27 protein-coding genes, 4 pseudogenes and 1 riboswitch are annotated in these 26,202 nt (G+C 68.4%); of the genes and pseudogenes, 10 read left to right on the top strand and 21 right to left on the bottom strand.

Translation table 11 applies throughout. From position 1 onward, the window contains the following. Nucleotides 1-47: 47 nt before the first annotated feature. The 3 genes and pseudogenes from AC07YH_RS11785 to AC07YH_RS11775 all read left to right on the top strand — a co-directional run. On the top strand, nucleotides 48-785 hold the full coding sequence (locus AC07YH_RS11785; RefSeq protein WP_494747176.1) for a hypothetical protein: 738 nt from the start codon (nucleotides 48-50) through the stop codon (nucleotides 783-785). 124 nt (nucleotides 786-909) lie between these two features. Beyond that, nucleotides 910-1,233, top strand: a complete 324-nt coding sequence (gene sugE, locus AC07YH_RS11780) for a quaternary ammonium compound efflux SMR transporter SugE (RefSeq protein ID WP_494747175.1) — start codon at nucleotides 910-912, stop codon at nucleotides 1,231-1,233. Continuing rightward, nucleotides 1,234-1,356 (top strand): annotated as a pseudogene (locus tag AC07YH_RS11775) (hypothetical protein); the annotation flags it as partial. Nucleotides 1,357-1,371: 15 nt separating this feature from the next. On the opposite strand, the gene AC07YH_RS11770 reads toward AC07YH_RS11775, so the two are convergent. From AC07YH_RS11770 to AC07YH_RS11755, 4 genes and pseudogenes are all read right to left on the bottom strand, one after another. Next, complete coding sequence (locus AC07YH_RS11770; protein ID WP_494747174.1) at nucleotides 1,372-2,121, bottom strand: alpha/beta fold hydrolase; 750 nt, start codon at nucleotides 2,119-2,121, stop codon at nucleotides 1,372-1,374. A gap of 302 nt (nucleotides 2,122-2,423) precedes the next feature. Then, nucleotides 2,424-3,719, bottom strand: a pseudogene (locus AC07YH_RS11765) (alpha/beta hydrolase); the annotation flags it as partial. A 31-nt stretch (nucleotides 3,720-3,750) separates the two neighbouring features. Next, nucleotides 3,751-4,239, bottom strand: coding sequence for an RNA pyrophosphohydrolase (locus AC07YH_RS11760; RefSeq protein ID WP_494747173.1), 489 nt, complete (start codon nucleotides 4,237-4,239; stop codon nucleotides 3,751-3,753). Nucleotides 4,240-4,261: 22 nt separating this feature from the next. Continuing rightward, nucleotides 4,262-5,443 (bottom strand): divergent polysaccharide deacetylase family protein, encoded by a 1,182-nt coding sequence (locus tag AC07YH_RS11755; RefSeq protein WP_494747172.1) that lies wholly within the window; start codon nucleotides 5,441-5,443, stop codon nucleotides 4,262-4,264. A 279-nt stretch (nucleotides 5,444-5,722) separates the two neighbouring features. Continuing rightward, nucleotides 5,723-5,834: riboswitch (glycine riboswitch) on the top strand. Between the two features lie 295 nt (nucleotides 5,835-6,129). Between AC07YH_RS11755 and AC07YH_RS11750 the strand changes: the two genes are divergently transcribed. Further along, the gene (locus AC07YH_RS11750; RefSeq protein WP_494747171.1) at nucleotides 6,130-8,517 is read left to right on the top strand and encodes a TonB-dependent receptor; all 2,388 of its coding nucleotides are present in this window, start codon (nucleotides 6,130-6,132) and stop codon (nucleotides 8,515-8,517) included. Between the two features lie 56 nt (nucleotides 8,518-8,573). Next, nucleotides 8,574-9,782, top strand: a complete 1,209-nt coding sequence (locus AC07YH_RS11745) for a dipeptidase (RefSeq protein WP_494747170.1) — start codon at nucleotides 8,574-8,576, stop codon at nucleotides 9,780-9,782. A gap of 225 nt (nucleotides 9,783-10,007) precedes the next feature. Here the strand turns inward: AC07YH_RS11745 and AC07YH_RS11740 are convergent, their stop codons facing one another. The 3 genes from AC07YH_RS11740 to rlmH all read right to left on the bottom strand — a co-directional run bounded on the left by AC07YH_RS11740 (nucleotide 10,008) and on the right by rlmH (nucleotide 13,049). Further along, a complete protein-coding gene (locus tag AC07YH_RS11740; RefSeq protein WP_494747169.1) occupies nucleotides 10,008-11,399 on the bottom strand; it encodes a S41 family peptidase in 1,392 nt (463 codons plus the stop codon). 113 nt (nucleotides 11,400-11,512) lie between these two features. After that, nucleotides 11,513-12,568 (bottom strand): murein hydrolase activator EnvC family protein, encoded by a 1,056-nt coding sequence (locus AC07YH_RS11735; protein WP_494747168.1) that lies wholly within the window; start codon nucleotides 12,566-12,568, stop codon nucleotides 11,513-11,515. 16 nt (nucleotides 12,569-12,584) lie between these two features. After that, entirely contained in the window at nucleotides 12,585-13,049 is a 465-nt protein-coding gene (gene rlmH / locus AC07YH_RS11730) for a 23S rRNA (pseudouridine(1915)-N(3))-methyltransferase RlmH (protein WP_494747167.1), read from the bottom strand. A 17-nt stretch (nucleotides 13,050-13,066) separates the two neighbouring features. Here rlmH and AC07YH_RS11725 point away from each other — a divergent pair. Next, nucleotides 13,067-13,153: pseudogene (locus tag AC07YH_RS11725) on the top strand (hypothetical protein); the annotation flags it as partial. Nucleotides 13,154-13,161: 8 nt separating this feature from the next. Here AC07YH_RS11725 and rsfS read toward each other — a convergent pair. The 5 genes from rsfS to AC07YH_RS11700 form a co-directional block, all read right to left on the bottom strand. After that, nucleotides 13,162-13,593 carry a ribosome silencing factor gene (rsfS, locus tag AC07YH_RS11720; protein ID WP_494747274.1) on the bottom strand — a complete coding sequence of 144 codons (432 nt, stop codon included), beginning with the start codon at nucleotides 13,591-13,593 and terminating at the stop codon, nucleotides 13,162-13,164. Nucleotides 13,594-13,726: 133 nt separating this feature from the next. Further along, nucleotides 13,727-14,389, bottom strand: a complete 663-nt coding sequence (locus AC07YH_RS11715) for a nicotinate-nucleotide adenylyltransferase (RefSeq protein WP_494747166.1) — start codon at nucleotides 14,387-14,389, stop codon at nucleotides 13,727-13,729. Next, entirely contained in the window at nucleotides 14,355-15,629 is a 1,275-nt protein-coding gene (locus AC07YH_RS11710; protein WP_494747165.1) for a glutamate-5-semialdehyde dehydrogenase, read from the bottom strand. The genes AC07YH_RS11715 and AC07YH_RS11710 overlap by 35 nt, the downstream gene beginning before the upstream one ends. A gap of 230 nt (nucleotides 15,630-15,859) precedes the next feature. Further along, complete coding sequence (locus AC07YH_RS11705) at nucleotides 15,860-16,774, bottom strand: hypothetical protein (protein ID WP_494747164.1); 915 nt, start codon at nucleotides 16,772-16,774, stop codon at nucleotides 15,860-15,862. 245 nt (nucleotides 16,775-17,019) lie between these two features. Further along, on the bottom strand, nucleotides 17,020-17,976 hold the full coding sequence (locus AC07YH_RS11700) for an AraC family transcriptional regulator (protein WP_494747163.1): 957 nt from the start codon (nucleotides 17,974-17,976) through the stop codon (nucleotides 17,020-17,022). A 101-nt stretch (nucleotides 17,977-18,077) separates the two neighbouring features. Between AC07YH_RS11700 and AC07YH_RS11695 the strand changes: the two genes are divergently transcribed. Then, entirely contained in the window at nucleotides 18,078-18,821 is a 744-nt protein-coding gene (locus AC07YH_RS11695; RefSeq protein WP_494747162.1) for an SDR family oxidoreductase, read from the top strand. Nucleotides 18,822-18,828: 7 nt separating this feature from the next. Here AC07YH_RS11695 and AC07YH_RS11690 read toward each other — a convergent pair whose 3' ends face one another. Genes AC07YH_RS11690 through AC07YH_RS11680 form a run of 3 tightly spaced genes read right to left on the bottom strand, consistent with a single transcriptional unit; the run spans nucleotide 18,829 to nucleotide 20,680 of the window. After that, nucleotides 18,829-19,668, bottom strand: coding sequence for an aldo/keto reductase (locus tag AC07YH_RS11690; protein ID WP_494747161.1), 840 nt, complete (start codon nucleotides 19,666-19,668; stop codon nucleotides 18,829-18,831). 20 nt (nucleotides 19,669-19,688) lie between these two features. Further along, complete coding sequence (locus tag AC07YH_RS11685) at nucleotides 19,689-20,333, bottom strand: Pr6Pr family membrane protein (RefSeq protein WP_494747160.1); 645 nt, start codon at nucleotides 20,331-20,333, stop codon at nucleotides 19,689-19,691. Then, nucleotides 20,330-20,680: an MmcQ/YjbR family DNA-binding protein gene (locus AC07YH_RS11680; RefSeq protein ID WP_494747159.1), complete on the bottom strand. Its 351-nt coding sequence runs from the start codon at nucleotides 20,678-20,680 to the stop codon at nucleotides 20,330-20,332. Before AC07YH_RS11680 ends, AC07YH_RS11685 begins: the two co-directional genes overlap by 4 nt. Nucleotides 20,681-20,709: 29 nt before the next feature. Here AC07YH_RS11680 and AC07YH_RS11675 point away from each other — a divergent pair, with 29 nt between their 5' ends. Both AC07YH_RS11675 and AC07YH_RS11670 read left to right on the top strand, forming a co-directional pair. Then, nucleotides 20,710-21,579, top strand: a complete 870-nt coding sequence (locus AC07YH_RS11675) for an NAD-dependent epimerase/dehydratase family protein (RefSeq protein WP_494747273.1) — start codon at nucleotides 20,710-20,712, stop codon at nucleotides 21,577-21,579. Between the two features lie 7 nt (nucleotides 21,580-21,586). Next, nucleotides 21,587-21,689, top strand: a pseudogene (locus tag AC07YH_RS11670) (hypothetical protein); the annotation flags it as partial. Between the two features lie 12 nt (nucleotides 21,690-21,701). On the opposite strand, the gene AC07YH_RS11665 reads toward AC07YH_RS11670, so the two are convergent. The 5 genes from AC07YH_RS11665 to AC07YH_RS11645 form a co-directional block, all read right to left on the bottom strand. After that, nucleotides 21,702-22,235, bottom strand: coding sequence for a CxxCxxCC domain-containing protein (locus tag AC07YH_RS11665; protein ID WP_494747158.1), 534 nt, complete (start codon nucleotides 22,233-22,235; stop codon nucleotides 21,702-21,704). Beyond that, nucleotides 22,232-22,669: a YkgJ family cysteine cluster protein gene (locus AC07YH_RS11660; protein WP_494747157.1), complete on the bottom strand. Its 438-nt coding sequence runs from the start codon at nucleotides 22,667-22,669 to the stop codon at nucleotides 22,232-22,234. Before AC07YH_RS11660 ends, AC07YH_RS11665 begins: the two co-directional genes overlap by 4 nt. Before the next feature lie 72 nt (nucleotides 22,670-22,741). Further along, complete coding sequence (locus AC07YH_RS11655; protein WP_454713766.1) at nucleotides 22,742-23,095, bottom strand: VOC family protein; 354 nt, start codon at nucleotides 23,093-23,095, stop codon at nucleotides 22,742-22,744. 44 nt (nucleotides 23,096-23,139) lie between these two features. Continuing rightward, entirely contained in the window at nucleotides 23,140-23,799 is a 660-nt protein-coding gene (locus AC07YH_RS11650) for a class I SAM-dependent methyltransferase (protein WP_494747156.1), read from the bottom strand. A gap of 24 nt (nucleotides 23,800-23,823) precedes the next feature. Beyond that, complete coding sequence (locus AC07YH_RS11645) at nucleotides 23,824-24,780, bottom strand: fatty acid desaturase family protein (protein ID WP_494747155.1); 957 nt, start codon at nucleotides 24,778-24,780, stop codon at nucleotides 23,824-23,826. Nucleotides 24,781-24,847: 67 nt separating this feature from the next. On the opposite strand from AC07YH_RS11645, the gene AC07YH_RS11640 reads away from it, so the two are divergent. Next, a complete protein-coding gene (locus AC07YH_RS11640) occupies nucleotides 24,848-25,198 on the top strand; it encodes a lysozyme inhibitor LprI family protein (protein WP_494747154.1) in 351 nt (116 codons plus the stop codon). Here the strand turns inward: AC07YH_RS11640 and ubiA are convergent. Then, entirely contained in the window at nucleotides 25,195-26,130 is a 936-nt protein-coding gene (gene ubiA, locus AC07YH_RS11635) for a 4-hydroxybenzoate octaprenyltransferase (protein ID WP_494747153.1), read from the bottom strand. The two genes, AC07YH_RS11640 and ubiA, sit on opposite strands and share 4 nt — an antisense overlap. Between the last annotated feature and the right edge of the window lie 72 nt (nucleotides 26,131-26,202).

The following is a 26,202-nucleotide window of genomic DNA, read 5'->3' as shown; positions in this document are numbered from 1 at the left end:
CTTAATCCGTAGCCATAAGGGTTGCGAGGGACCGTCCGTCGGTTTTAATGCCGACCTCTCGTCTTGTTGGGGATATCCAGCCTATGCGCCTTGCGCTCGCCAGCCTGATCGCCTTCGGCGCGATCTCGACCGTCGCCGTCGCTCAGGAGCAAACCACTGCTCCCGCCGCCGCTCCTGCTCCGGCCGCCGCCCCGGCGCCCGCCGATCAGACCGCCCCGGCCGCTCCGGCCGACCAAGCCGCTCCGCCTGTCGCCGCGCCGGCCGCTGGCGCCGCGCCGGCTGAAACCTACACCGCGCCGGTCCGTGGCCCGCGCACGACCGACCCGCTGTCGGTCCGCCTGATGGACGTGCTGGACAAGGTCTGCAAGCCGTCGGTCGCCGGCGGCGACTTCGCCCAGCTGGTCAAGGACTACGGCTTCAAGAAGAAGAAGGAGCAGTGGTTCTTCGATCTGGGCAAGCCCTACAACATCACCCTGGATAACCCGGGCTCGAACAAGAACGTCTGCACGATCACCATCGACTACGCGCAGACCCCCGAGCAGGCCCAGGAACTGGCCAACGCCCTGCACGACTACGCCACCTGGGAAAACAGCCCGCAGCTGCGCCTGATCCGCAACGACCAGACGGTCGGCAGCGACTTCCGCCGCTTCACCGTGTCGTGGGACGACGCCTGGGCCGGCGGTCACGCCGGTCTGGTGTTCATGCGCCTGAAGAAGACCGACGAGACCTCGGTCGGCAAGAACTTCGAGCGCGCCCAGATCCTGTACAGCACCACCAGCCGCTAAGGCTGACTTGCCCCCTAGGGGCATGGGTCCTATCTAAGCGAGGCGCGGGGGACGACCCCCGCGCCTTTTGCTTTTCGCGAAAGCCGTAAGTCCGGGGACGACCCCACCTGAAAAGGGGCTCGTCATGGCCTGGATCATTCTCTTCATCGCTGGACTGTTCGAAATCGGCTGGGCCGTGGGCCTGAAGTTCACCGAGGGCTTCACCAAGCCGATCCCGATCGCGCTGACCGCCGTCAGCCTGGTGGCGTCCATGGGCCTGCTGGGCTGGGCCGTGAAGACCCTGCCGCTGGGCACGGCCTATGCCGTCTGGACGGGCGTGGGCGCGGTCGGCACGGCCATCGTCGGCATCGTGCTGTTCAAGGAGCCGGCGACGGCGGCGCGGCTCGTCTGCCTGGGCCTGATCGTGGCCGGCATCCTGGGGCTGAAGGTATTTTCGCCGGCGGCCTAGTTCTTCAAAGCCCAAAAAGCTTGTCATCCCGGCCGCAGCGAAGCGGAGAGCCGGGACCCAGGGGCAGCCGCAGTGCGCCGGCCCCTGGGTCCCGGACAAGCCCTGCGGGCTTTCCGGGATGACAAGGATTGGGTTGGCTCAGGCCGCCGCCCGGCCTTCGTTGGCGATGAACGCCAAGCACCGCTCCGCAACCGCCTCCCAGCCAGGTTCCCCGGGAAGCCAGTGGCTCATCTCGGGGAACACCTCGACGCTGCCGCCCAGGCGCGCGGCGGTCTGGCGGACCGTGGCCGGCGGATGGATGACGTCCTGGCCGCCGGCGATGGCCAGCATCGGACAGCCGGGCGCCGAGACCGAGGTGGTCATGAACGGGTCCAGCCACCAGTTCAGCGTCTCCCACAGCGCCCGGCCGCTCTCGGGCGTCATGCGGGCGAAGATCGCCTTGCGCTCGGGGCGGGCCAGCTTGTCGACGCTGTAGCGGCGCACGACGCCGTAGTCGGGCTGGATGGCCTGCAGCCAATAGGGACCGAAGGTGTAGAGGCTCATGGCCGAGGCCGCCTCCTCCAGGCTCGCGCCCTGCACGCCCCAGGGGGCGGAGGGGGCCAGCAGGATCAGCTTGGAAACCTTGGCGCGGCTCGCGGCCATCTGGGCGACCAGGCCGCCCATCGAGTGGCCGATCAGGATCGGCGGCGTCTCGCAGGCCTCGATCAGGCGTACGATCTGACGGGCGTAGTCGCTCATCGAGACGCCGGCGGCGCTGCTCTGGCCGTCGTGGCCGATGAGATCGGGAGCAAGGACGCGATGGCCGGCGGCCTCGAACGGCGCGCGGAAAGCGTCGAAGGTCCAACCGCCACAAAAGGCGCCGTGGACCATGATCACGGGTGCGCGCATGAACGCCCTAAGAAACCCCGCCGGCGAAGCAGCCGGCGGGGATCAGCCTACACGCTCTACTTCGCCTTGGGCGAGGTTTTGGCGGGCGCCTTTGTCGCAGGGGCCTTGGCGGGGGCGGTCTTCGGGGCGGCGGCCTTCGGAGCCGCGGCCGCTTTCGGAGCCGCAGCCTTCGGGGCGGCTTTCGGCGCAGCGGCGGCCTTGGGGGCGGCAGCCTTGGGCGCGGCCTTGGCGGCGGCCGGCTTCGCGGCCGGAGCCTTCGGAGCAGCCTTCGGCGCGGCGGTCTTGGCGGGCGCCGGAGCGGCCTCGGCCTTCGGCTTGGCCGGGGCCTTGGGCTTGGCGGCCGGAGCAGCCTTGGCAGCCGGCGCGGCCTTCGGAGCCGGAGCAGCCTTGGCGGCGGGCTTCGCAGCGGCAGGCTTCGGCGCGGCGGCGGCCTTGGCCGGAGCCTTGGCGGCCGGGGCAGCCTTCACGGCGGGCTTCGGAGCAGCCTCGGCCTTGGCGGGCGCGGCCTTGGCCGGGGCCTTGGGCTTGGCTTCGGCCTTCGGCGCGGCTTCAGCCTTCGGCTTGGCCGGAGCCTTCGGTGCGGCGGCCTTCTTCGGCGCGGCGACGGGCTTGGCGGCCGCCGGGGCAGGCGCCGGAGCCGCTTCAGCCACCGGAGCCGGAGCCGGAGCCGGGGTCGGCGCAGGCGTCGGCGCCGGTGCGGGCGTCGGGGCAGGAGCCGGAGCGGGTTCCGCCGCCTTCACTGGCGCGGGCTCGGGAGCCTTGGGGGCCGGAGCAGGCGCCGGCGTGGGAGCCGGAGCCGGGGCAGCCGTGGCGGCCGGGGTTTTGTTCTTGCCCGTCAGCCAGGCGATCACGTCGTCGAGGATCTTCATCGTGTTGGGCTCGTCTATGAGGTAATGGGCGTTGTTGGGATAGATCTTGATGTCGGCCGTCGCATACTTCTGGCCGATACGTCGGACGTCTTCTAGGGGCGTCGTACGGTCCAGGGCCCCGGCATTGACCAGGATGGGCACGGTGACCTTGGTTTCATCGACATAGGCCGCTTTGTTGACGTCCTTGTGCGGCCAGGCCAGGTCGGCCAGCACCTGGCCGCTGTCATGGACCATGGTGGCGTAGAGCGCGTCGTGACGCTCGGCCGGCACGGCGTTCATGACGCCGAACTTGAAGCCGGGCTTCCACATCTTGCCGGCCTTCGTCTCGGGCTTGGATTGCAGCGCCATGTTGAGGAAGGTGAAGACCGGCGAGAGCTTGGGCTTGCCGCGCGCGTCGGCCGGCGAGGCGGGGGCGAACAGCACCAGGGCGTCGGCATGGCCGGCCTCGGCGATCTTCTGGGCGATCAGCCCGCCCATGGAGTGGCCGAAGATCAGCGGCTTCTTGCCGGTCTCCTTGGCCAGGGTCTGGGCGAGCGCGCTCATCTCGGCGACGTAATCGGCCAGCGACAGGCCGGCCAGGCCCGCGCGCGGACCCTCGACCGTGCGCACCGCCGACCGGATGGTCGGCGCCTCCACGCGATACCCTTCGGCCCTCAGGCGCGCGACGACGGGACCCCAGACGTCCCCCGCGCACCCATAGCCGTGAATCAACAGAACCGTGTCCGCCATCCCGTACTCCCCAGCGCGACGGACGATAGAGTCAGACGCCGCGCGCGAACCCTGTGAATGCGGTGACCACGGCTTCGTAGACCTCGCGCTTGAAGGGTACGATCAGTTCGGGTGCTTCGTCGAGCCTGCCCCATTTCCAGGCGTCGAACTCGACATGTTCATCCGCCTCCAGATCGATCTCGGCGTCGTCGCCGATGAAGCGATAGGCGAACCAGACCTGCTTTTGACCGAGCCAGCCGCGCGAGCGCTTCTCGTTGGCCAGCACCTCGGGCGGGAAGTCGTACGTGATCCACCCCTCGGTCCGACCGAGCAGTTCGACGGAGGTGACGCCGGTCTCCTCGGCCAGCTCGCGACGGGCGGCCGCCTCCAGGTCCTCGCCCTCGTCGACCCCGCCTTGCGGGAACTGCCAGTTGTAGGGCGCGGACTGCTTGTTGCGACGACCCAGCCAGACGCGGCCGTCCGGGTGGAACAGGACGACGCCGACATTGGGGCGGTGCTTGGGATAGTCGAGCTCGGTCATGCCGAGCCTTGTTCCACGATTTCTAGCGGTGGGCGAGCGCCGAGGCGGGGGCCAGCTGGATACCGCGCCCTTGCAGGCCGGCGGCCCAGACGCGGACCTGGTTGATCGTCACCGGATAGGCGAAGCCAGAACCCAGCGACTGGCCGCGACCGGTGGCGCCGGTCTCCAGCGCCTTCAGCTGGGTGTCGATGGCGCCGGCCGACAGCTCGTCGTCGATGACCCGGTCGGCCGAGGCGCGCGGGATCGGGCCGGCGCGACGCGCGGCCAGGCCGTCGTCGATGAACGCCAGGCCGCGGGCCTTGAGCACGCCGTTGAAGGTCCCCATCGCCGCGTCGCTCTCGACGAAGCGGGCGCCCAGATAGTTCGACAGGCCGAAATAGCCTGTGGCGCGCGACATCAGCCATTCCAGCTTGCGCACGGTGTCTTCCGGACGATTGGCGGCGATCAGGGTGTAGGGGCCCGGATCGTTGGCCGGATAGTCGGTCGGCTCCATCGGCGTCTCGAGCAGGACCTCGTGGCCGTGGGCGCGGGCCAGGTCGATCCAGCCCTGCAGGCCCTCGGCATAGGGCGCGAAGGACAAGGTGATCTCGCCGGGCAGGGTCTCGATCGCCGCGCGGGTGGTCTGGGCGTTGAGGCCCAGGCCCCCGATGACCACCGACACCTTCGGCCGGCCGTTGGGCGTGAACGGACGAGCATAGGCCTCGGCCGCCGTGCGGCCGTCGGCGCCGATGATCGGCAGCGGACCGCCGCCAGGACCTGGCGCGGTCAGGCCGGCGATCGGGGCCTGGGCCAGGCCCGGGCCCTGCTGGATCGGCGGCAGGTTCTGGAGGCCCTCGGCGGCGGGCGCTTCGCCCTCCTCGGGCTTGACCGGGGCGAAGGGGTTGGCCGACAGGCCCAGCTGGCCAGGCACCAGTTCGGCCCCGTGCGCATCCTCGCCGCCAAGACCTTCGCGCCAGCCTTCGGGCGCGTTCTTGGTGGCGCCGATCTTGGTCAGCTCCAGGCGAATCACGGGCGAGCCGGCGTGCGGGTCGCTGGTGATCAGGACCAGCGTCGTCAGCGAGATCAGGAACAGCAGCGCCGCGCCGCTGGCGCCGATGAAGGGATTGCTGGCCGCGGCCATCAGCTTGGCGCGCAGGTCCCCGGACCCGCCCGGAGCGGGCGCGGCGGCGGCATAGGCGGGCTTGCGCGAGAAGGAGACGGCCATGACCCGCTCAGGCTAGGCGGCGAGGCCGAACATATGGTTAACGAGATGTGGCCGGAGGGCGTTCTGGCTGCGGCGCGGCGACGCGGGCGCCGCTGAAATTGGCGTTTTCTGCAACCGTCGCAGGCGCTGAACGATCAGGGCGTTCGCTGGCGGCCTGATCGGTTGACGGGCGCGGGCGCGGCCCATCCCCTGGAGGCCTCTCGCGGGAGAGACCGGGCCCCGGCCCGGCGCTGAAGGCGAAACCGCCCCGGAAACGCTCAAGCAGAAGGACCGCGCGAGACGTTAAACGCTGGAAAGCAGGGCATGCGCCCTCGCCGAAGGAGCAAGGCGACCGCCCGTCCATCAGAGACGGGGCGCTGAATCTCTCAGGCCCAAGGACAGCGGGGGTGCGAAGGCGAGCCGTGGTGGCGCGCCCAAGACACCTGTGACCCGTCCATGGCCTAGAACCCGCGAAATCCCCGTTCCCGCCATCCGAAAAGGCCGGCCTGACTCGACGCGATCGTCCTCGGACTTTCGTGCGCGGGGCGTTTTAGAGAAATAATCCAAAAAACCCTGTGTTTATAAAACAATCACAAATGTTTAAGCTTTGATCTTGGCATAAAATTGCTCTCCATGCGGCTTTCCCGCCCTTCCTAGGCAAGGTTCGTGCGCCAATGGTGTCCCCATCTGAAAAGCAGGGGATCGTCATGAACATCGGAATGTCTCGGATCGCGAGGCGGGGGCTGAAGGCCTCGCTGTTGGCCGCCACCGTGCTGTGGACGGCGCCCGCTTTGGCCCAGGAAGCCGACAAGACCACCGACGTGGAAACGGTCGTCGTCACCGGCAAGCGCCTGTCGGAAGCCAGCGTCGCCATCGGCACCGACCATGCCACGGCCACCGTCTCGATCACCCGCGAGGCCCTGCTGTCGGCGCCCGCCGGCATTACCGGCCTGAAGATGCTGGAGAGCCTGCCGGGCTTCAACGTCCAGGCCAATGACGCCCTGGGCATGTACGAGTTCGGCAATTCGGTCTCGGTGCGGGCCTTCAACTTCCAGCAGATCGGCTTCCTGCTGGACGGCATCCCGATGGGGCGCAGCGACCAGTTCGGCGGCAGCCCGATCTATCGCTATGTCGACAACGAAAACCTGCTGCGGGTGACCGCCTCGGCCGGGGCAGGGGACGTCGCCCTGCCCAGCTACGCCTCGCTGGGCCCGATCGTCGACTACTTCACCCAGGCCCCGTCGGAAGAAGCCGGCGGCGCGATCAGCCAGACCTTCGGCAGCGACAGCCTGCGCCGCACCTTCCTGCGGCTGGAGTCGGGCAAGGTCGGTCCGCTGTCGGGCTATGTCAGCGGTTCGTGGATCAAGGGCGACCTGTGGCGCGGCCCGGGCACGATCGATCGCAAGCACTACGAGGGCAAGCTGAAGTACGACCTGCCCAACGGCGGCGACATCAGCTTCCAGACCGTCCACAACGACTATTTCGACTATGACAGCCCGTCGATCACCCTGGCCCAGTACGCGGGCACGGCTGGCGACGTGTTCGGCCGCAAGGGGCGCTACTTCTCGTACCTGGGCGCGGTGCCGCTCTCGACGCCGTTCGGCTCGCCGCTGACGATCCCGACCGGCAGCCTGCCCGAGGCCGTGGCGGGGGTGCCGTACTCCAACGCCAACTACGCCCAGTACTACAAGTTCGCGGTCAACAAGCGGAAGGACCACCTGTACGGCCTGACGCTGAACACCCCGATCACCGACAATTTCGACCTGACCACCACGGCCTATTACGAGGACAAGGGCGGCTACGGCGTCTCGCCCGAGGCCTATGCCACCTCGCTGACCAGCTACAACGCCGAGAAGGGCATCGTGGCCGGCATCGTCGCCCCGCGCGGCATCCAGTACGGCCTGTCGGGCATCGACGGCATCCGCAAGGGAATCACCGGCAAGGTCGCCTGGCACATCGGCTTCAACAAGATCGAGGCCGGCCTCTGGCTGGAGAACGACGACTATCACCGCACCCAGAACCGCTACAACGTCGAGAACGGCAATCCCGACGGCGCGCCGCTGTTCAACGAGCGGGTCCACGCCCAGCGGGACTACAAGTCGCTGCGCGAGACCAAGCAGTTCTTCGTCAAGGACACGCTCACCCTGCTGGAGGCCAAGCTGAAGGTGGAGCTGGGCTTCAAGGCCACCGACATCGACTACAAGATCTCGGGCTACCGCAATCCGAACGACTACATCCTGAGCCGCCGTCCGCTGCTGAAGGACAACTGGAAGGACAGCTTCCTGCCCCAGGTCGGCGCGGTCTACAGCCTGACCGGCCGCGACCAGCTGTTCGCCTCGTATTCCGAGAACATGGCCCTGCCGCGCGGCGCCGACGACATCTTCTCGGCCGCCAGCCCGACCGTCGCCGGTCCCGATCCCGAGACCTCGACCAACTGGGAGCTGGGCTACCGCGCCAACCACAAGACGTTCAACGCCTCGATCGTGGCCTACCAGACCGAGTTCAAGAACCGCCTGCAGGCCTTCGCCTCGCTGGTGCCCGGCGGTGGCGGCACGACGGAGACCTTCTACCAGAATGTCGGGGCGGTGAAGGCCAAGGGCGTCGAGTTCAGCGGCCAGTGGAAGCCGGAGATCTTCGCCGGCAAGGCCTATTTCAACGCCAACGTCTCGTACAACGACGCCAAGTTCCAGGACGACGTCCTGAACTACCGCGCCAGCGCCACGGCAGCCCCGATCACCCTGGCCGTCGCCGGCAAGAAGGTGCCGGACTTCCCCGACTGGGTGTTCCAGGGCGGCGTGACGCTGGAGCCGTTCGACGGCCTGCTGATGAACGTCTCGGCTCGCCACCTGGAGAGCCGCTTCACCAACTTCGTCAACAACGAGAAGGTCGGCGCGTACACGATCCTCAACGCCTATATCGACATCGGCGACGGCTTCGCGGCCGGGCCGTTCAGCCAGGTCAAGGCGCGGGTCAACATCGATAACCTGCTGGACAAGGACTATCTGGGCACGATCAGCACCACGGTGAACACGCCCGCCAGCTTCCGGCCGGCCCCGCCGCGCACGATCCAGTTCACGATCTCCGCCGACTTCTGATCCCCGCTGTCCGGTCGGTCGCTGCAACGGCCGGCCGGACTTTTTCGAGCGTACCCATGACCCGTTTCCTCCTCGCCACGACCGCTGTGCTGGCCCTGGCCGCCGGCTCGGCGCACGCCGCCGATCCGGCCGCCGCGCGCAAGCTGCACGAGAGCCTGCTGACCCTCGACACCCACCTGGACACGCCCGCCAATTTCGGCCGGCCGGGCTGGGACATCCTCGACCGCCACGACGCGGCCAAGGACGGCTCGCAGATCGACTATCCGCGCATGGTCGAGGGCGGCCTGGATGGAGGCTTCTTCGCCATCTTCACCAACCAGGGGCCGCGCACCCCGGAAGCCACCCGCGCCGCCCGCGACGCGGCGATCATCCGCGGCGTCGAGATCCACGAGATGGTCGCCAAGCACGGCGACAAGTTCGGCCTGGCCCTGAAGGCCGACGACGCCGAGCGCATCGCCGCCCAGGGCAAGCGCGTGGTCTTCGTCAGCGTCGAGAACAGCTATCCGATGGATGGCGACGTGACCTTGCTCTCGACCTTCTACGCGCTGGGCGTCCGCATCTCGGGCCTGGCCCACTTCAAGAACAACGACATGGCTGACAGCTCGACGGACACGCCCGAGTGGCATGGCCTGTCGCCGCTGGGGAAGCAGTTCGTGGCCGAGGCCAACCGGCTGGGCGTGGTGCTGGACGGCTCGCACTCTTCCGACGAGGTGCTGGACCAGCTGATCGCGCTGTCCAAGACCCCGGTGATCCTGACCCACTCGGGCTGCAAGACGGTGTTCAACCATCCGCGCAATGTCGACGACACGAGGATCAAGGCCCTGGCGGCGAGCGGCGGCGTGATCCAGGTCGACGCCTATTCCAGCTACCTGATCGAGACGCCGAAGAACGCCGAGCGCGACGCCGCCGTGGCGGCGCTGCGGGCCAAGGCCGGGGCGCGGGCCAAGATGACCGAGGCCGAGCGCGCGGGCTTCATGGCCGAGATGAAGGCGATCGACGCCAAGTACCCGGTGCCGAAGGCGACCTTCGAGGACTTCATGAACCACCTCAACCACGCGCTGAAGGTGGCCGGCGTCGACCATGTCGGGATCGGCATCGACTTCGACGGCGGCGGCGGGGTGACCGGCCTGAACGACGCTTCGGACTATTGGAAGATCAGCGAGCGCCTGCTGGCCGAGGGCTATACCCGCGACGACCTGGCCAAGATCTGGGGCGGCAACGTCCTGCGGCTGCTGCGCGCGGCCGAGGCGGCGAAGGCGGCCTAGAGCTCGAACTCCAATCGCTCCAAAGCTTGTCATCCCGGCCGCAGCGAAGCGGAGAGCCGGGACCCAGGGGCAACCGCATTGGGCTTGGCCCCTGGGTCCCGGACAGCCTCTGCGAGGCTTCCGGGATGACAAGGCTTTTGGCTTTGAACCTTGAGAAGTCGCCCAACGAAAAGCGCCGCCCCGGTTGCCCGGAGCGGCGCTGATCTTGTTGAGCTCGAAAGAGCCTTACTTGTTCTCGGTCACCGGCTTGCCGCCCGCCGCGGCGGCCGCCTTGGCGGTGACTTCCGCGACCTTGGCGGCCGGCTTGGGCAGCTTCGGCGTATTGGCGACGCCGCCGGCGTTCAGCACGGCGATGGCGCGTTGCAGCTGGAAGTCGCCCTTCTTGTCGTCGAAGGCCGTGGGCGGCGCTTCGGCCGGGGTGTGGACGCCCGCGCGGCTCTTGCCCTCGTCGGCGTTCAGCGCGTTCTTGAAGCTGGCTTCGCTGAACCAGACGCGGTTGGCGATGTCCTGGGCCTGGTCGCGGGTCTGGGCGACCTCGAGGTCCGGGGTGATGCCGGTCTTCTGGATCGAGCGGCCCGACGGCGTGAAGTACTTGGCCGTGGTCAGCTTCAGGGCGCCGTCGGCCCCGCCGCGCAGCGGGATCACGGTCTGCACCGAGCCCTTGCCGAAGCTGGTGATGCCGACCAGCTCGGCGCGGTGACGGTCCTGCAGGGCGCCGGCGACGATCTCCGCCGCCGAGGCCGAGCCCTGGTTGATCAGGACGACCATCTTCATGCCGTTCAGCAGGTCGCCCGGACGGGCGTTGTAGCGCTGGATGTTGCGCGGATCGCGGCCGCGCTGGCTGACCACCTCGCCGCCGTCCAGGAACACGTCGGCCACGCCGACCGCCTGGTCCAGCAGACCGCCGGGGTTGTTGCGCAGGTCAAGGATCAGGCCCTTCATCTGCGGGTTCTTGGTCTTCAGCTCGTTGATCGACGCGGTCAGGGCGTCGGTGGCCTTCTCGTTGAAGCCGGGCAGGCGGACATAGCCGTAGTCGCCTTCCATGCGGGCGATGGCGGCCTTGGGCTTGATCACCTCGCGGACCAGCTTGACGTCGAACGGGTCGGTCTTGTCGCGGGCGATGGTCAGGGTGACCGCCTCGCCGGCCGTGCCGCGCATCTGCTTGACCGCCTCGTTGACGGTCAGGCCCAGCACGCTCTGGCCATTGACGGCGGTGATGTAGTCGCCGGCCTGCACGCCGGCGCGGGCGGCGGGCGTGCCGTCCATCGGCGAGATCACCTTCACGACGCCGTCTTCGCTGGTCACTTCCAGGCCGAGGCCCCCGTATTCACCGCGGGTGGTGTCCTGCATGTCCTCGTAGGCGTCGGGCGCCAGATAGCCCGAGTGCGGGTCGAGGCTGGTCAGCATGCCGTCGAGAGCCGCCTCGATCAGCTTCTTGTCGTCGACCTCGGTGACGTACTGGTCCTCGACCGTGCCCAGCACGTCGCCGAAGAGCTCCAGCATCTTGTAGGTCTTGGTCTTGGGGGCGTTGTTCGCCTGGGCGATGGGGCTGACGTAAGCCATGGCCCCAGCGCCGAGGACGAAGGCCGAAACTCCGATGAGCAGATACTTGCGCATTAGGCCCAGAAGGCTCCCTGGCGACGCGCGGCGTCGCAAACCGATTGTAGTCCTACCCAACCACTGTCAGAGGCCGGAGGTATAATTACGGCCAACATTACTGAAAAAGCCGTCTACCGCGACTCCTGTTTGAGCCAACGCTCCGGATCGGCCGGGGCGCCGTTCTCACGGACCTCCAGATAGAGTTCCGGCTCAGAAGATACATGATCCGGCATCTTCCCGATGGGGGCGCCCGCCGCGACAGATTGTCCGGGTGACGCCGTTATCTGGTCCAGGCCGCCCAGCACGACGTGATAGGCGCCCTGGGTGCGCAGGATCAGCACCGCGCCCCAGCCATTCAGCGCGCCGGCGTATTCGACGGTTCCGGCTGTGGGCGCATTCACGCTCGCGCCCTTCTCGGTGCGCAGGGTCAGGCCGGGCGACTTGCCGCCGGCCGGCATCTCCTGGCCAAAGCGTCGGACGACGTCGCCGGCGGCCGGCTGGCGCAGCACCAGCGGGCCGCTGGGCTCGACCCGGCCCAGGCCGTCGGTCAGGGCCCCCAGGGTGCGCAGCTCGTTCTGCTGGGTCAGGGCTTCCTGGGCGAAGGCGCGTTCCAGGCGGGTCTTCTCGATGATCAGCCGCTCGATCTCGCCCTTGCGGTCGGCGACCACGCTCTCGGCGGTGAACAGCTCGGCCGAGGCGGCGGCGGCCTCGCGGCGCAGGGTCCCGACGGCCACGGCCTGGCGGCCATAGGCCTCGGCGCGGCGTTGCAGCTCCGGGGTCATGGCGCGGATCAGGATGGCGGCCCGCACGGCGTCACGGGCGTCGCCCGGCGCCACCAGCAGGGCCGGCGGCGGATCGCGGCGGAACAGCTGCAAGGCCGACAGCAGCAGCGACAGCCGCTGCCGGTTGGCGCCCAGATTGGCCAGGATGGCGTTCTCGCGGGCATTCAGCGATTCCAACCGGGCCCGCTTGGCGTCGACATCGCCGCCGGCGGCGATACGGGCGTGGTCCAGGCGGTCCAGCTCGGTCCGCAGGTCCTGGATTTCGCGGCGGGTGTCGATGGCCGTCTGGCGGTCCTTGGCCCGCTGCTCTTCGACGGCGCGATCGGCGCGTTGCCAGCCGACCACGGCCGTCGGGACGGCGAGGACCAGGGCGCAAACGGCGATGACGAGTCGCGAGCGGGACATCCCCTGATCTTTACCGCTAATCGCGGTGATAGGGCGAGCCCGACAGGATGGTGGCGGCGCGATAGACCTGCTCGGCCAGCATCGCCCTAGCCATGGCGTGCGGCCAGGTCTGGACGCCGAAGGCCATGGTCTCGTTGGCCGAGGACAGGATCGAGGCGTCCAGGCCGTCGGCCCCGCCGATCAGGAAGACGACGCGCCGGTTGCCGTCATCGCGCAGCCGGGCCAGGTGGTCGGCGAAGGCGCGGCTCTTCCAGGCCTTGCCGTGCTCGTCGCAGGCGATGACATAGGCGCCCTCCAGGTGCGGGCGCAGCACCTCGGCCTCGGCGGCCTTGCCGGGCTTCCTGGCCTCGACCTCGAGGATCTCGACCGGGCCCAGGGCCAGGGCGCGGCCCGACGCGGTGGCGCGGGACGCATAGTCCACGGCCAGCTGCGCCTCGACCATGCGGCCGAGCTTCCCGACGGTGAGGATGGTGATTTTCATGGGAAAGGTGCGTTGAGATCCTCGTCCTTCGACAAGCTCAGGATGAGGATCTCAAATGCGCTCTCAGTAGACCTCATCCTGAGCTTGTCGAAGGACGAGGTCGCTAGATCGATCAGTTCGCCGCGGTGCGGTGCGGGGCGTCGACCGCCCAGATCTTCTCGATGTTGTAGAAGCTGCGCACTTCGGGGCGGAACAGGTGGACGACGACGTCACCGGCGTCGATCAGCACCCAGTCGCAGTGCGGCAGGCCTTCGACCCGCGCCTTGCCGTAGCCGTTTTCCTTCAGCGTGCGCAGCAGGTGGTCGGCCAGAGCGCCGACGTGACGGTGCGAACGGCCCGACGCCACGATCAGGCTGTCGGCGACCGAGCTCTTGTCCGCCAGGTCGATGTGGACGATCTCCTGGGCCTTGTCGTCGTCGAGACGTTCCAGGATCAGGCGCTCCAGCGCCTTCAGATCGAGGGGCAGACTCAGGCCCGGGGATTCAGTCGAGGACTCGGCGCCGGCCGGGCCTTCATGCGCATTAAGCGCGGGGTCGCTACGCAGCGGATTGCTCCTTATGGGGTCGCTGTGGATAGCCCTCATAGCACGGAATTGAGCCGGAAGTGAGGGGTTGATGGCCGAACGCTGATTCGCCAGCGGTCCTGAGGCCTTCGCGCAACGCCTGGAAGCGGGGCCGTCAGCCCTGCTTCACGCCTTTTTGCCGCGCGCGCATGGCCGTCGAGGAGGCGAAATTCAGCGGTCCCGTCAGGTAGACCCAGGCCGGCGACTTGGCGTCAGGAAGCTTGGCGGCGGCGCTGGCGGGCCAGCGGGCGAAAGCGAAACGGCGGGCGGCCGGCGCGGTGCGGGCCTTCAGCGCGATCCACGGGCGGGAGATCACCGCCACCGGCACCTCGCGCATGATCTGGGTCCAGCCGCGCCACCGGTGGAAGGTGGCCAGGCTGTCGGCGCCCATCACCCAGACGAACTTCACGCCGGGATAGCGGGCCCTCAAGACCCGCAGGGTGTCGATCGTGTAGCGCGAGCCCAGGCGGGTCTCGGCGTCGGAGACGATCATCCCCGAGCCGCGCGCCCAACGGCGGGCGTTGGCCATCCGCTCGGCCACGGGACGGGTCTCGTGCGACGACTTCAGCGGGTTCTGCGGCGAGACCAGCCAGATGACACGGTCCAGCTCCAGGCGGCGCATGGCCGTCTCGGCCACGTGGGCATGGCCCTCGTGCGCCGGGTTGAAGCTGCCGCCGAACAGGCCCACGCGCATCCCCGGTTCCAGGTGGAACCCGAGACGCTGCGCGTTGGGCCGGCCGGCCTCAGGGACGAGTCTGGCCGGTCCCGCGAACCACATATTTGAACGTCGTCAGTTGCTCGGCCCCAACCGGGCCGCGGGCATGAAGCTTGTCGGTGGCGATGCCGATCTCGGCCCCGAAGCCGAATTCGCCGCCGTCGGCGAACTGGGTCGAGGCGTTGACCAGCACGATGGCGCTGTCGACCTCGGCCACGAAGGCGTCGGCGGCCGAGGCGTCCTCGGTGACGATCGCGTCGGTGTGGCCCGAGCCATAGGCGCCGATATGCCTGGCCGCGCCGGCCACGCCGTCGACCACGGCCACGGCCAGGATCGGGGCCAGGTATTCGGTGGTCCAGTCCTCGGTCGTCGCCTTCTTCATCGTCGGCTCGATGGCGCGAGCGGCGGCGTCGCCGCGCAGCTCGCAGCCGGCCCGGATCAGGGCGTCGGCGATCGGCGGGAGCAAGCGTTCGGCGGCGGCTCTGTCGACCAGCAGGGTCTCGGCCGAACCGCAGACCGACACCCGGCGCAGCTTGGCGTTGACGACGATGTCGACGGCCTTCTTCACGTCGGCGGCCGCGTGGACGAAGACGTGGTTGAGGCCTTCCAGGTGGCCCAGCACCGGGGCGCGGGCCTCGGCCTGGACGCGGGCCACCAGGCTCTTGCCGCCGCGCGGGATGATCAGGTCGATGGCCTTGTCGAGACCCTGGAGGATGGCGCCGACGGCGGCGCGGTCGGTGGTCTTGACGATCTGGACGGCGGCGGCGGGAAGGCCCGCGGCCTTCAATCCGCGTTCAATCGACGCGTGGATGGCCAGGTTGGAGTGGATGCACTCCGACCCGCCGCGCAGGATCACCGCATTGCCCGAGCGCACGCACAGCGCCGCCGCGTCGGCGGTCACGTTCGGGCGGCTCTCATAGATCATGGCTATGACGCCGATCGGGGTGCGCACGCGGCTGATGTCCAGGCCGTTGGGCCGGGTCCAGCGCGAGGTGGCCACGCCGATCGGATCGGGAATCGCCGCGACGGCCTCGACGCCGGCGGCGACGCCTTCCAGCCGCGCCTCGTCCAGCAGCAGCCGCTCCTGCATCGGGGCGGTCAGGCCGTTGGCGCCGGCGCGGGCCAGGTCCTTGGCGTTGGCGGCAAGGATGGCGGCGGCGTCTTCACGGATCGCGGCGGCCATGGCCTGGATGGCGGCGGTGCGCTGCTCTGGCGTGGCGAGACGAAGCGCATGCGCGCCCTCGCGGGCCGTCCGGCCCATCCCCGCCATGATCGCCTGCAAGCTGGCGCCCGCGTCGTCCATCACCCTGGTTCCCTGGTAAGTTATGCTCAGGTTGAGGCTTACCTAGGCGCTTTCAGGGCAGGATGAAACTGGGTTCGTCTGAAAACGGATGGAGTTTGTCTGGGTAAGCCTGGCGGTGGCTATGAAGTCTCGGCTTCACACGGTGCGCCGCAACAATCCTCAAGCGTGAATAAAAGAGCCCTGCAGTCTGCGCCGCCGGAGCTCTTCAAGCTGGTCCCAGCTACCGCCGACTAAGTCACCGTAACGACGCCTTCCACGAGAAAGACGTTGCCGAATGCGTCCCAGGTTAAGGGGGCGGCATCTATGGGGGTCACCTGGTTTCGGTCGACCCAGCGCCCTAGGACACGGATGGGATGGAATGAAGGTGGTTCTTGTTTCGACCCCCAGATCACGATGCATCGGGATTGGTCGATTTCCGCGATAAAGGCGCGCGACACGATCCCGTCGTATTCGACCTGGATCACGTCGGCGATCTCCTGATGAAATGTCCGCATGCCGCTTTCGCTAGGAGCCTGCAGCTCGCTCGGAGGAACGTTGCTAGTTGATCCTATGACGCCGCGTCGCTGGCGATCTGCCCGATCGTAAAGCGAAATCTCCGGATGTTGGTCAACCTGGATCGTGACCTTTCGGGCGCCCGTAGCGGCCGCTGCCTCGGTGACCCGGCGAACTCCGGCGACCACGTGTGGATTTTCCAGCGCGCTTTGAGACAACTGGAGGATCAGCTCGTCGGCCCTGACCGTCTGTGGACTGTCGTCCTGAGCCTTCTGACCCCGACGCTTCAGCATTGATAGGATGCCGTATTTTCCAAACAGGAGGGTAAGGAGAAGGCCGACATCGTCCTTGTACTCCTTCAGGAGCTCATGGAGCGTTTTGGCCGTTTCGAACAGGCCCTGTTCAAACTGTGGCTCTCTGAGTACTAGCTGTGTGGACAGATCGAAAAGCAGAGGGATTTCTAAGCACGCTTGGCGCGGCGTCGCTTCGATCTTGAAGTCACCTGCAATCTCGGCCGTTGCGCCAAGGGCGGAAGGGACCAGTCCCAGCAGCGTCTTCGTCCGAGCTTCGACCTCGGCGAGTTGACTGAGAGCTATCGGCGGCGCCGCCTCCGTATCACCGAAAAAGCGTAAGATACCGGTGTGTCGCGCCATTGTTCGCCCTCTGCTGCGAGGCTCGAACGCTGCCCTTCAGCTTCGCCATTGTCGAGAGGGTCGTCAAAGCACCTTCAACGGCTATTCGAAGGGCTTTCAAATAACTGAATTGGAGAAACCCCGGCCGGCGCGGACGCTGTGGCGATCGCCGGCCGGAGCTGAGCTCGTCCCTATTCCGCGTCCCAGGCGTATTTCTTGTCCAGCTAGTCGCCCGGCCGGACGCGCCAGGGCGTCGCCGATCTCGACTAATTCGGCATCATCGGCGACCCTGTCGCGTCTGGTTCGGGCGCCGGCGAAGGCGGCGTTCGGGCGTAGCGGCCGGGAGACACGCCGGTATGGCGCGAGAACGCCATGCTGAAGGCGCCGGCCGAGCCATAGCCGACGCGCTGGGCGATCTGGGCCAGGGACAGGTCCCCGCCGCGCAGCAGGTCCTTGGCCAGGGCCATGCGCCACGTGAGCAGGTAGTCCATCGGCGTGACGCCGACGGCGCGCTTGAACCGATCGAAGAAGACTGAACGCGACAGGGCCGTGCGCCGGGCCAGCTCGACGACCGACCACGGCCGGGCTGGATCCTGGTGCATCAGGCGCAGGGCGATGGCCAGCCGGTCGTCGGCGAGGCCGCGCACCAGGCCTGTCGCGGGGCCGGCCGCGCTGGTCGAGCGCAGGGCCTCGATCAGCAGCACCTCCAGCAGGCGCTGGACGACCAGGTCCCGCGCCGGACGCCGGGTGCGGGCCTCGTCGCCGACCAACTGCACCAGCATCGCCAGCCGCGCCTCACCCCGGATCAGGATCAGCTTGGGCAGAAGCGACACCAGGAGGGCCGCGTCGGGCGAGCCGAACTCGCAATAGCCGATCAGCATCCGCACGGTCGGCGGGCCGTCCCCGATCTTGAACGTCCCGTCGGGCTGGATCTCGGGCCAGGCGTCATGCGCGCCGGCCGGCGGCGGTTCCAGGCTGGTGGTGGTGTGGTGATAGGTGGCCGGGATCAGCACGAAGTCGCCGGCCTGCAGCAGGATGGGCGCCTCGCCGTCCAGTGTCAGCTCGCAGCTGCCCTCCAGCACGACGCGGTAGGAGGGGCGGCCGGTGTCCTCGCGGCGCACCCGCCAGCGGCCGGCGGCCCCGACCACCTTGGCGAACGGCGCGCCGGGTTTCAGCAGGGTCACCACCTCGGCCAAGGGGTCGATGGCGAGCGGGTCGGTCACATCCGGACTTTCGCTGATGTTATGTGGACTTTCGATCGTAGCGGGTCCGGATGCGGACGCCTAGCTACCGGTCATCGCAAACGACAGGCAGGAGCCTTCCCATGCAAACCGTCCTCATCACCGGCTGCTCGTCCGGCTTCGGCCTGGAGATCGCCCGCGACTTTCTGGAGCGCGGCTGGAACGTCGTGGCCACCATGCGCACGCCGCGCGCCGACCTGCTGCCGGCCTCCGATCGCCTGAAGGTGCTGGCGCTGGACGTCACCGACGCCGACAGCATCCGCCAAGCCGTCGAGGCGGCTGGTCCGATCGACGTGCTGGTCAACAACGCCGGCATCGGCCTGCTGAACGCCTTGGAAGGCGTGTCGATGGAGGACGCCCGCTCGGTGTTCGAGACCAACACCCTGGGCGTCATCGCCATGACCCAGGCGGTGCTGCCGCAGTTCCGCGCCCGTCGCGCTGGCGTGATCGTCAACGTCTCGTCCAGCGTCACCCAGAAGCCGCTGCACCTGCTGTCGGTCTATACGGGCAGCAAGGCGGCGGTGAACGCCTTCTCGACCTCGCTGGCTTTGGAGCTGGAGCCGTTCGGCATCCGGGTGCGGGTCGTGCTGCCAGGCCGAGCGCCGGAAACCGCCTTCGGCGAGAACGCCCGCTCGCGCCTCCCGAACGGCTTCCACGAGGCCTATGCCGAGCTGGCCCAGAGCGTCTTCGCCGGCTGGGCGCAGTCGACCGAGGTCACCCACTCGCGCGACGTGGCCGAGGCGGTGTGGCGGGCGGCGACCGATCCCGCCTGCCCGATCATCACCCCGGCCGGCGAGGACGCCGTGGCGATCGCCGGCCGGAGCTGAGGTCGTCCTATTCCGCGTCCCAGGCGTACTTCTTGTCCAGCCAGTCGCCCAGGCGGCCGTCCGGACGCGCCAGGGCGTGGATCTGGGCCATCTCGTCGGCCGACAGCTCGAAGTCGAGGATGTCGAAGTTCTCCTCGATACGCTCCGGGTTCTTGGTGCGCGGGATGGCGATGATCCCCTGCTGGATGATCCAGCGGAGGGTGACCTGGCCCGGGGTCTTGCCGTGGGCGCGGCCGATCTCGACCAGGGTCGCGTCGTCGGCGACCTTGCCCTGGGCCAGCGGCGACCAGGCGGTGATCGAGGTCCCGAGCGCGTCGGCCTTGGCCTTCAGGGTCTTCAGCGACAGGTAGGGGTGATACTCGACCTGGTCGTTGGCGATCGGGGCGTCCGACAGTTCGGCGGCCTCGGCCAGCAGGGTCGAGGGAAAGTTGGAGAGGCCGATGGCGCGGGTCAGGCCCTTGGCCTGGACCTCGTTCAAGGCCTTCAGGGTCTGCGCCAGCGGCACGTCGGGCTTGGGCCAGTGCAGGAGGAGCAGGTCGACATGGTCGACGCCCAGCTTCTCCAGGCTCTTCTCGGCCGAGCGCTGCAGGTCGCCGTCGTGGAACTGGTCGATCCAGACCTTGGTGGTCAGGAAGATCTCGTCGCGCTTGACGGCGCTGTTCTTGATGGCGGCGCCGACGTCGCGCTCGTTGCCGTAGATCTGGGCGGTGTCGATGTGGCGGTAGCCGACCTCCAGCGCCTTCTCGACCAGCGGGACGGCCGTGCCGTTCTCCAGCTGCCAGGTGCCGAAACCGAGGGCGGGCATCAGGACGTCGCCCGAGCGGATGGCGGGAACGAGCTTGGACATGGGGACTCCGGAAATAGCGATCAGGCGGATATGGGGGTGGGCCTAGCCAGCGCCACCTTGGTGCGAACGCGTAAGAGCCACACGAAGACCACGGCGACCACGGCAAAGGCCAGGCTCATCTCGACCATGGTCAGGATCACGGCGGGATAGCCGCGCTTGGCGACGTTCATGAACGGGTACGGATAGAAGCCTGACAGCGCGCCGTGGACCAGGGTCCAGGCGCCGAACAGGGCCGGGAAGGCCATGGCCTTGGCCGCCGCGATCCACCGCGCCGGGCCCTGGCCGCCGCGCAGGGCGACGTCGGCCAGATAGGCCAGCGGCGTGACCGTGTGCAGGATGGCGTTGGAGACATAGCGCAGGCCTTGCGGGTTCCACTGCCAGGCCAGCAGGGTGTGGTAGACCACGGCGGTGATGGTCAGATAGGTGGCGATCGAGGCGCGCGGGCCGCTCTGCTCGGCCCAGATGGCGAACCGGCTGGCGGGCGCGACCAGCGGCGCGGTGAGCGCGGCGGCCGCCAGCATGTTCGACAGGATCGTGAAGTAGCTGAAGAACTCGACCGACTTCACGGCGGCCGAGACCAGGGTCTCGTCGTAGACCATCAGGCCGTATTGCAGGGCGGGGCCCAGGCAGGCGAGGGCGGCGATCAGGATGCGCCAAGCTTTCATGCGTGTGTCTCGTCCCAGGCTTTCAGGATCTTCTTCGGCGCGGTCGCGCGCCACTGACGAGTGACGAGCCGCTCGACCGTGCCGGGGTGGGCGTGGGGCAGGCGGACCAGGACGTAGGGATAGTTCCGGAAGTGATCGGTGAAGTGGAAGACGTCCGGCTCGGCCTCGATCAGCATCTCGCGCTCGTCGAACGGCACGGCCGGGCAGACCAGGCTCTCGCCGTCCTCGAACAGGCGGGTCAGGAACTTGCCGTGCGCCTTCAGGCAGGGCCGGCCGTAGGCGGTCCCGTCCTCGACGCCGGGCAGGCGAAAGGCGAAGCTTCTCACGTCTTCGTAAGTCATGGGCAACCTCCCGTAAGCACGACTATATGTTGGCTATGGACGCTGAGAACACCCTGAAGACGCCGGTTCTCGTGCTGGGCGCGACCAGCCTGATCGGCGGCCACCTGCTGGCCCTGCTCAAGGCCGAGGACCTAGACCCGACGGCGTTCAGTCGCCGGCCGCCGACCGAGGAGACCTGCTGGATCGGCGGCGACCTGAAGGACGCCGACCTTGACGAGCGCCTGCCGGTGGCCGCGACCGTGTTCTCGCTGTCGCCGATCTGGCTGCTGCCGTCGGTGCTGCCGAGCTTGAAGGCCCGGGGCATGGAGCGGCTGATCGCCTTCTCCTCGACCAGCCGCTTCACCAAGACCGACTCCCCGGACGCCGGCGAGCGGGCCGTGGCGCTGGAGCTGGCGACCGCCGAGGACGCCGTCGAGCGCTGGTGCGCCGAGCACGGCGTCGCTTGGACCATCCTGCGGCCGACCCTGATCTATGACGAGGGCCACGACGAGAACGTCAGCCGCATCGCCCGCCTGATCCGCCGCTTCCACGTCATGCCGCTGTCGGGCGCTGGCGAGGGCCTGCGCCAGCCGGTCCATGCCGCCGATCTCGCCGCCGGGGCGCTGGCGGCGGCTCATGCGCCGGCCACCCGCAATCAGGCCTACGACCTGGTCGGCGGCGAGACCGTGACCTACCGGGTCATGGTCGACCGGGTGTTCGAGGGGCTAGGCAAGGCTCCGCGCAGCCTGGCGATGCCGACCTGGCTGTTTGGCCTGATCATGCGCCTGGCCAAGCCGTTCTATCCCGGCGCGACCGTGGCCATGGGCGCGCGAATGGGCCAGGACCTGACCTTCGACAGCTCGGCGGCGATGCGCGACTTCGGGTGGAAGCCGCGGGCGTTCAGGCCAAACTTCCAACGCACCTAATTCTGGTCATCCCGGCCGCAGCGCAGCGGAGAGCCGGGACCCAGGGGCAACCGCACTGGGCTTGGCGCCTGGGTCCCGGACAAGCCCTGCGGACTTTCCGGGATGACACGGGGGGGCGGCTTCTAGTCCGCGTCGGCCAACACCATGGCGAACGGCACCAGGCCGCCGTCGCGCTCGGCATAGCCGCTGACCAGCTTGCGGTCGGGCGCCAGGACGCCCAGGTCGATCTCCTCGGTCGGGAACACCACGATGCGGCGGTCGCCGATGCAGATCACCAGCTCGTAGCCGTCCAGGGCCCGGCGCGACATGTTCTTGATGTAGGAATAGTACGGCTCGCGTCGCCAACTGGCCGGCTTGCCGGCGTCGACCACCACGTTCAGGCGCTTGCCGTCGCGGTCGGTGTACATCACGAAGCCGGCCTTGTCGGGCCGCCAGGCGTCGCCCAGCTTCTCGGACGTGATCCACAGGCACATGAAGCCCCGACAGGCCGTGGGGCGCAGTTCGTAGTTCCCGCAGCCGCCGCCCTTCCGGAAGTGGGAGCACCAGACGCCGTCGGCCTTGTCCAGGGCCTCGATGGCCAGCACCTTGCAGCACAGGCCGCACGACCCGCAGGTCTTGCCGGGCGCGGCCTGGGCGTAGAGCGCTGTCTCGGTCATGCGGCGAAGGTCCGGACCAGGCCAAGGTCGATGTCGCGATCGGGCAGGATTTCATAGCCGCGCTGGCCGACCAGCACGTTCAGGGTCAGGCCGTCGGCGGCGCCCCGCGCGGCCCAGGCTCGCAGGGTGGCGTGGTAGGGCGCCTTGCGCCAGGCCTCGGGGCTGGCCGGATCGACCTCGACCACCATCCGCCGGCCCTGGTCTTCACGGTGCAGGATGAAGCGCGCCCGGTCGGGCCGCCAGTCTTCGCCCAGGCCTTCGCTCTTCAGCCAGTAGCAGGCGAAGTCGGCGCAGGCGGTCGGGCGCTCGATGTAGATCGCGCAGCCCGCGCCCTTCTTGAAATGGTCGCACCAGGCGTGCGGCGGCTTCTGCAAAGCCTCCACGCCCATCAGCTTGCAGCACATGCCACAGCCGCCGCAGCTCCTGTCGCCCATCCGCCCCGTCCGAATTGGCTCAATCGTCAGGAGGCGGAGGTTGCCGACGGTGTGTGACGGTTTGATGGGGTCCTATTCGACCCCCGTCGCGCTCCAGACGCCCAGCTCGTTGCCCGACGGGTCGGTGAAGTGGAAGCGGCGGCCGCCGGGGAAGCTGAAGATCGGGGCGGTGATGACGCCGCCGGCCTTGGTCACCTTGTCCAGCATGGCTTCCAGGTCATTGGCGTAGAGGATGACCAGCGGGCGGTCGGTCGCGCCCTCCTGCGGCTTGGTGAAACCGCCGTCCGCGCCCTGGCCTTCGAAGGCGACGTAGTCGGGACCGTAATCGACGAAGCTCCAGCCGAAGGCGGCCGAATAGAAGCTCTTGGTCGCCGGCAGGTCGCCGCCCGGCCACTCGATGTAGTCGATCTTGCCGTCCTCGCGCATGGCGGTCTCCGATAACTATGTTCTGCAAATGTTCTAGTTGGCGCTCACGGCAGAGTCCAGACGCTCGTGCGCTTGACGGCGAAATCCTCGAGCTCGCGGGTGGTCTCGACCTGGTATTCGGCCAGCTTCACCAGGTCGTCCTTGCGGAAATAGGTGCGGCCCGGATCGCCGATGAACACGCTGGCGCCGGCGGCCCGACCCTGCCGCAGCCAGTCCATCACCGCCTCGGCCATGGGCTTCTCGTAGCAGATGTCGCCGGCCAGCAGGACGTCGGCGCTGGGCGGCGGGGCGTCCAGCAGGTTGATGTCGGTGAAGGCGACCTCAACGCCGTTGGCCTCGGCGTTCAGGCCGACGGCGGCCTCGCAGAACACGTCGATGTCGGCCGCCAGTACGCTGGCCGCGCCGGCCTTCATGGCCGCGATGGCGACGATGCCCGAGCCGGTGGCGAAGTCGATCACCCGCTTGCCGGCGACGGTCTGCGGGTTGTCGAGGATGTAGCGCGCCAGGGCCTGGCCGCCGGCCCAGGCGAAGGCCCAGAACGGCGGCGGCAGGCCGATGGCCTCCAGCGCTTCCTCGGTCAGTTTCCAGATCGGCGTGATCTCGTCTGCCAGATGCAGCGACAGTTCCGGCGCGTGCGGCGTCGGCTGGAAGCGCGTGTTGTCGCGGATGAAGGCCCGGCGGCCTTCGAGGGTCTGGACGATCATGGCCGCCTTAGACCACGCGGCTCGTCAGGCGGCGACCGGTTTGCTCGACGCGGCCTTCAGCACGGTCAGATAGCCCGGCGCGGTCAGCATGCCGGACGTCAGGCCCTTCTGCTCCAGCAGCCGGTGGGCCATCGGCAGGTTCCAGCACGGGGTGTGCATGAACATGTGGTGCTCGGCGTGGAAATTGACGTGGTAGGGCGCGATCAGGGCGCGCTCGATCCAGTTGGCGTTCGTCGTGCGGGCGTGGCGGAACGGGTCGGGCTCGTCGCGGGCGACCAGGGCGTGCTCGGCGATGTTGCGCAGGCGGGTGACCAGCGGGAACCAGGTCGCCATCGGCACGATCCACAGCGCCAGCCAAGCCCACCACAGGCCCAGCGCCGACAGCACGACCAGGATGCCCAGGTTCCACAGCAGGAACGGCTTCTGCCGCGCGATTTCGCCGACGAAGATCGCGCCTTTCGGCTGCCCAATGGACTTCGAGCCCTTCATCTTGCCCAGCAGCGGCCCGAAGCGCTGCTTGAAGAAGGTCTGCCCGGTCAGGTCTCGGATGATCTTCCGTCGCAGCGAAGCCCGCGTGGTCGGGAACGGCGCCGACAGGACCAGGTCCGGGTCCTCGGCCTGCTGGGCGTATTTGTGGTGGGTCAGGTGATAGGGCCGATAGCTGGCCAGCGACGCGCCCGTCGGGGCGGCGCACAGCCATTCGCCGATCCAGTCATTGACCTTGAGGTTCGGATGCAAGCCCCCGTGCGCGGCCTCGTGCATCAGGATCGCCAGGCCCAGCTGCCGCGCGCCGATTAGCATAACAGCGAGGAGATAGGTCAGCGGGTTCGGGAAGACGACGAACAGCGCCCCGGCGGCGATGATCACCGCCCAGGCGTGGGCCACCATCGCAATGCCGCGCCAGGACGAGCGGGCGGAAATCTTCGTCCACTCGTCGGGCGTGAACAGGTCCTGCGGTTTGACGCGGGGGGCTACGGCCATGGAACGATCATCGCACATTCAGCTTAGGGCTGACAGGATGACCCGACGTCACATTTGGAGGCCGCCCATGCGCCGACTGATCCCCGCTCTCGTTCTGACCGCCGTCTGCGCCGCTGCCGCGATGCCGGCCGCCGCCGCCAGCTTCGACTGCCGCAAGGCCCGGAGCTCGGACGAGAAGGCGATCTGCGCCAACCGGGACCTCAACGACCAGGATGTGCGGATGGACCAGCTGTACGGCATCACCCGTCACCTGGTGCCGATGGGCGGTCGCGGCGCGATCATGGATGACCAGCGCGCATGGCTACAGGCGCGTAAGAACTGCGGTGGCAACCAAGCGTGCCTGACGCGCAGCTACGACAATCGCATCCGCCAGTTGAACACGGTGATGGACCGCGTCTACAGCCAGGGTCCGTTCTAGAAGCGCACGCCCGGCTTCCACAGCCCCGCCACCAGCCCCGCGAAGACGATCAGTCCGGCGATGGCGTTGGACTTGAAGAGCTTCAGCGCGCCGGGGCCGTCGTCGATGCGGACGGCGGCCGCCTGGCGCGACAGGTGCAGGGCGAAGAACGCCGCCAGCGGCAGGAACAGCGGCCCGATATTGCCGACCCAGCCGGCCGCGACCACGCAGGCGAAGCTGGCCAGATAGAACCCCGCCACGCCGATCTGGACGTGGTCGCCCAGGCGGCGGGTCGAGGACTTGATGCCGGCCAGGGCGTCGTCCTCGATGTCCTGGATCGCGTAGATCGTGTCGTAGCCCAGGGTCCAGAAAATCCCCGCCGCGTAGAGCAGGGCGGCCGACCACGACAGGTGACCCGTGGCGGCGGCGTAGCCCAGCAGGGCGCCCCAGTTGAAGGTCAGGCCCAGCCACGCCTGCGGCCACCAGGTGATCCGCTTCATGAACGGATAGCCGGCCACCAGGCCCAGCGACAGCACGCCCAGCCCGATCGCCATCCAGCCCAGGCACAGCAGGATCAGCAGGCTGACCAGGCTGCAGACGACCAGGAACAGCCAGGCCTGCTTGACGGTGATCAGCCCGGCCGGGATCGGGCGCATGGCGGTGCGCGCGACCTGGGCGTCGAAGTCGCGGTCGACGATGTCGTTGAACGCGCAGCCGGCCGCCCGCATCAGGGCCGCGCCGACGAACACCGCCAGCAGCAGCAGCGGATTGGGCCAGCGGCCCTGCTCGGCGGCGGCGAGAGCTATGCCTTGCCAGCCGGGCAGCATCAGCAGCCAGATCCCCGCCGGCCGGTCGAACCGGCCCAGCTTCAGCCATGGCCGCAGGCGCTCGGGCGCATGGCGGTCGACCCAGTTGGTGGCGACGGCGTCGGGGAGGATGGTCGTGGCGGTCATGCGGCGAGGCTTAACCCGCGAGGCGAAAGGCGTCCTATAGGGAAGATCGATCCTGTCGAGAAAAACGATCAA

It is taken from the genome of Caulobacter sp. GW456-12-1-14-TSB4 (assembly GCF_059424195.1).
Note: the sequence above shows the minus strand (reverse complement) of the source record. Positions and strands in the feature narration are given on the sequence as shown.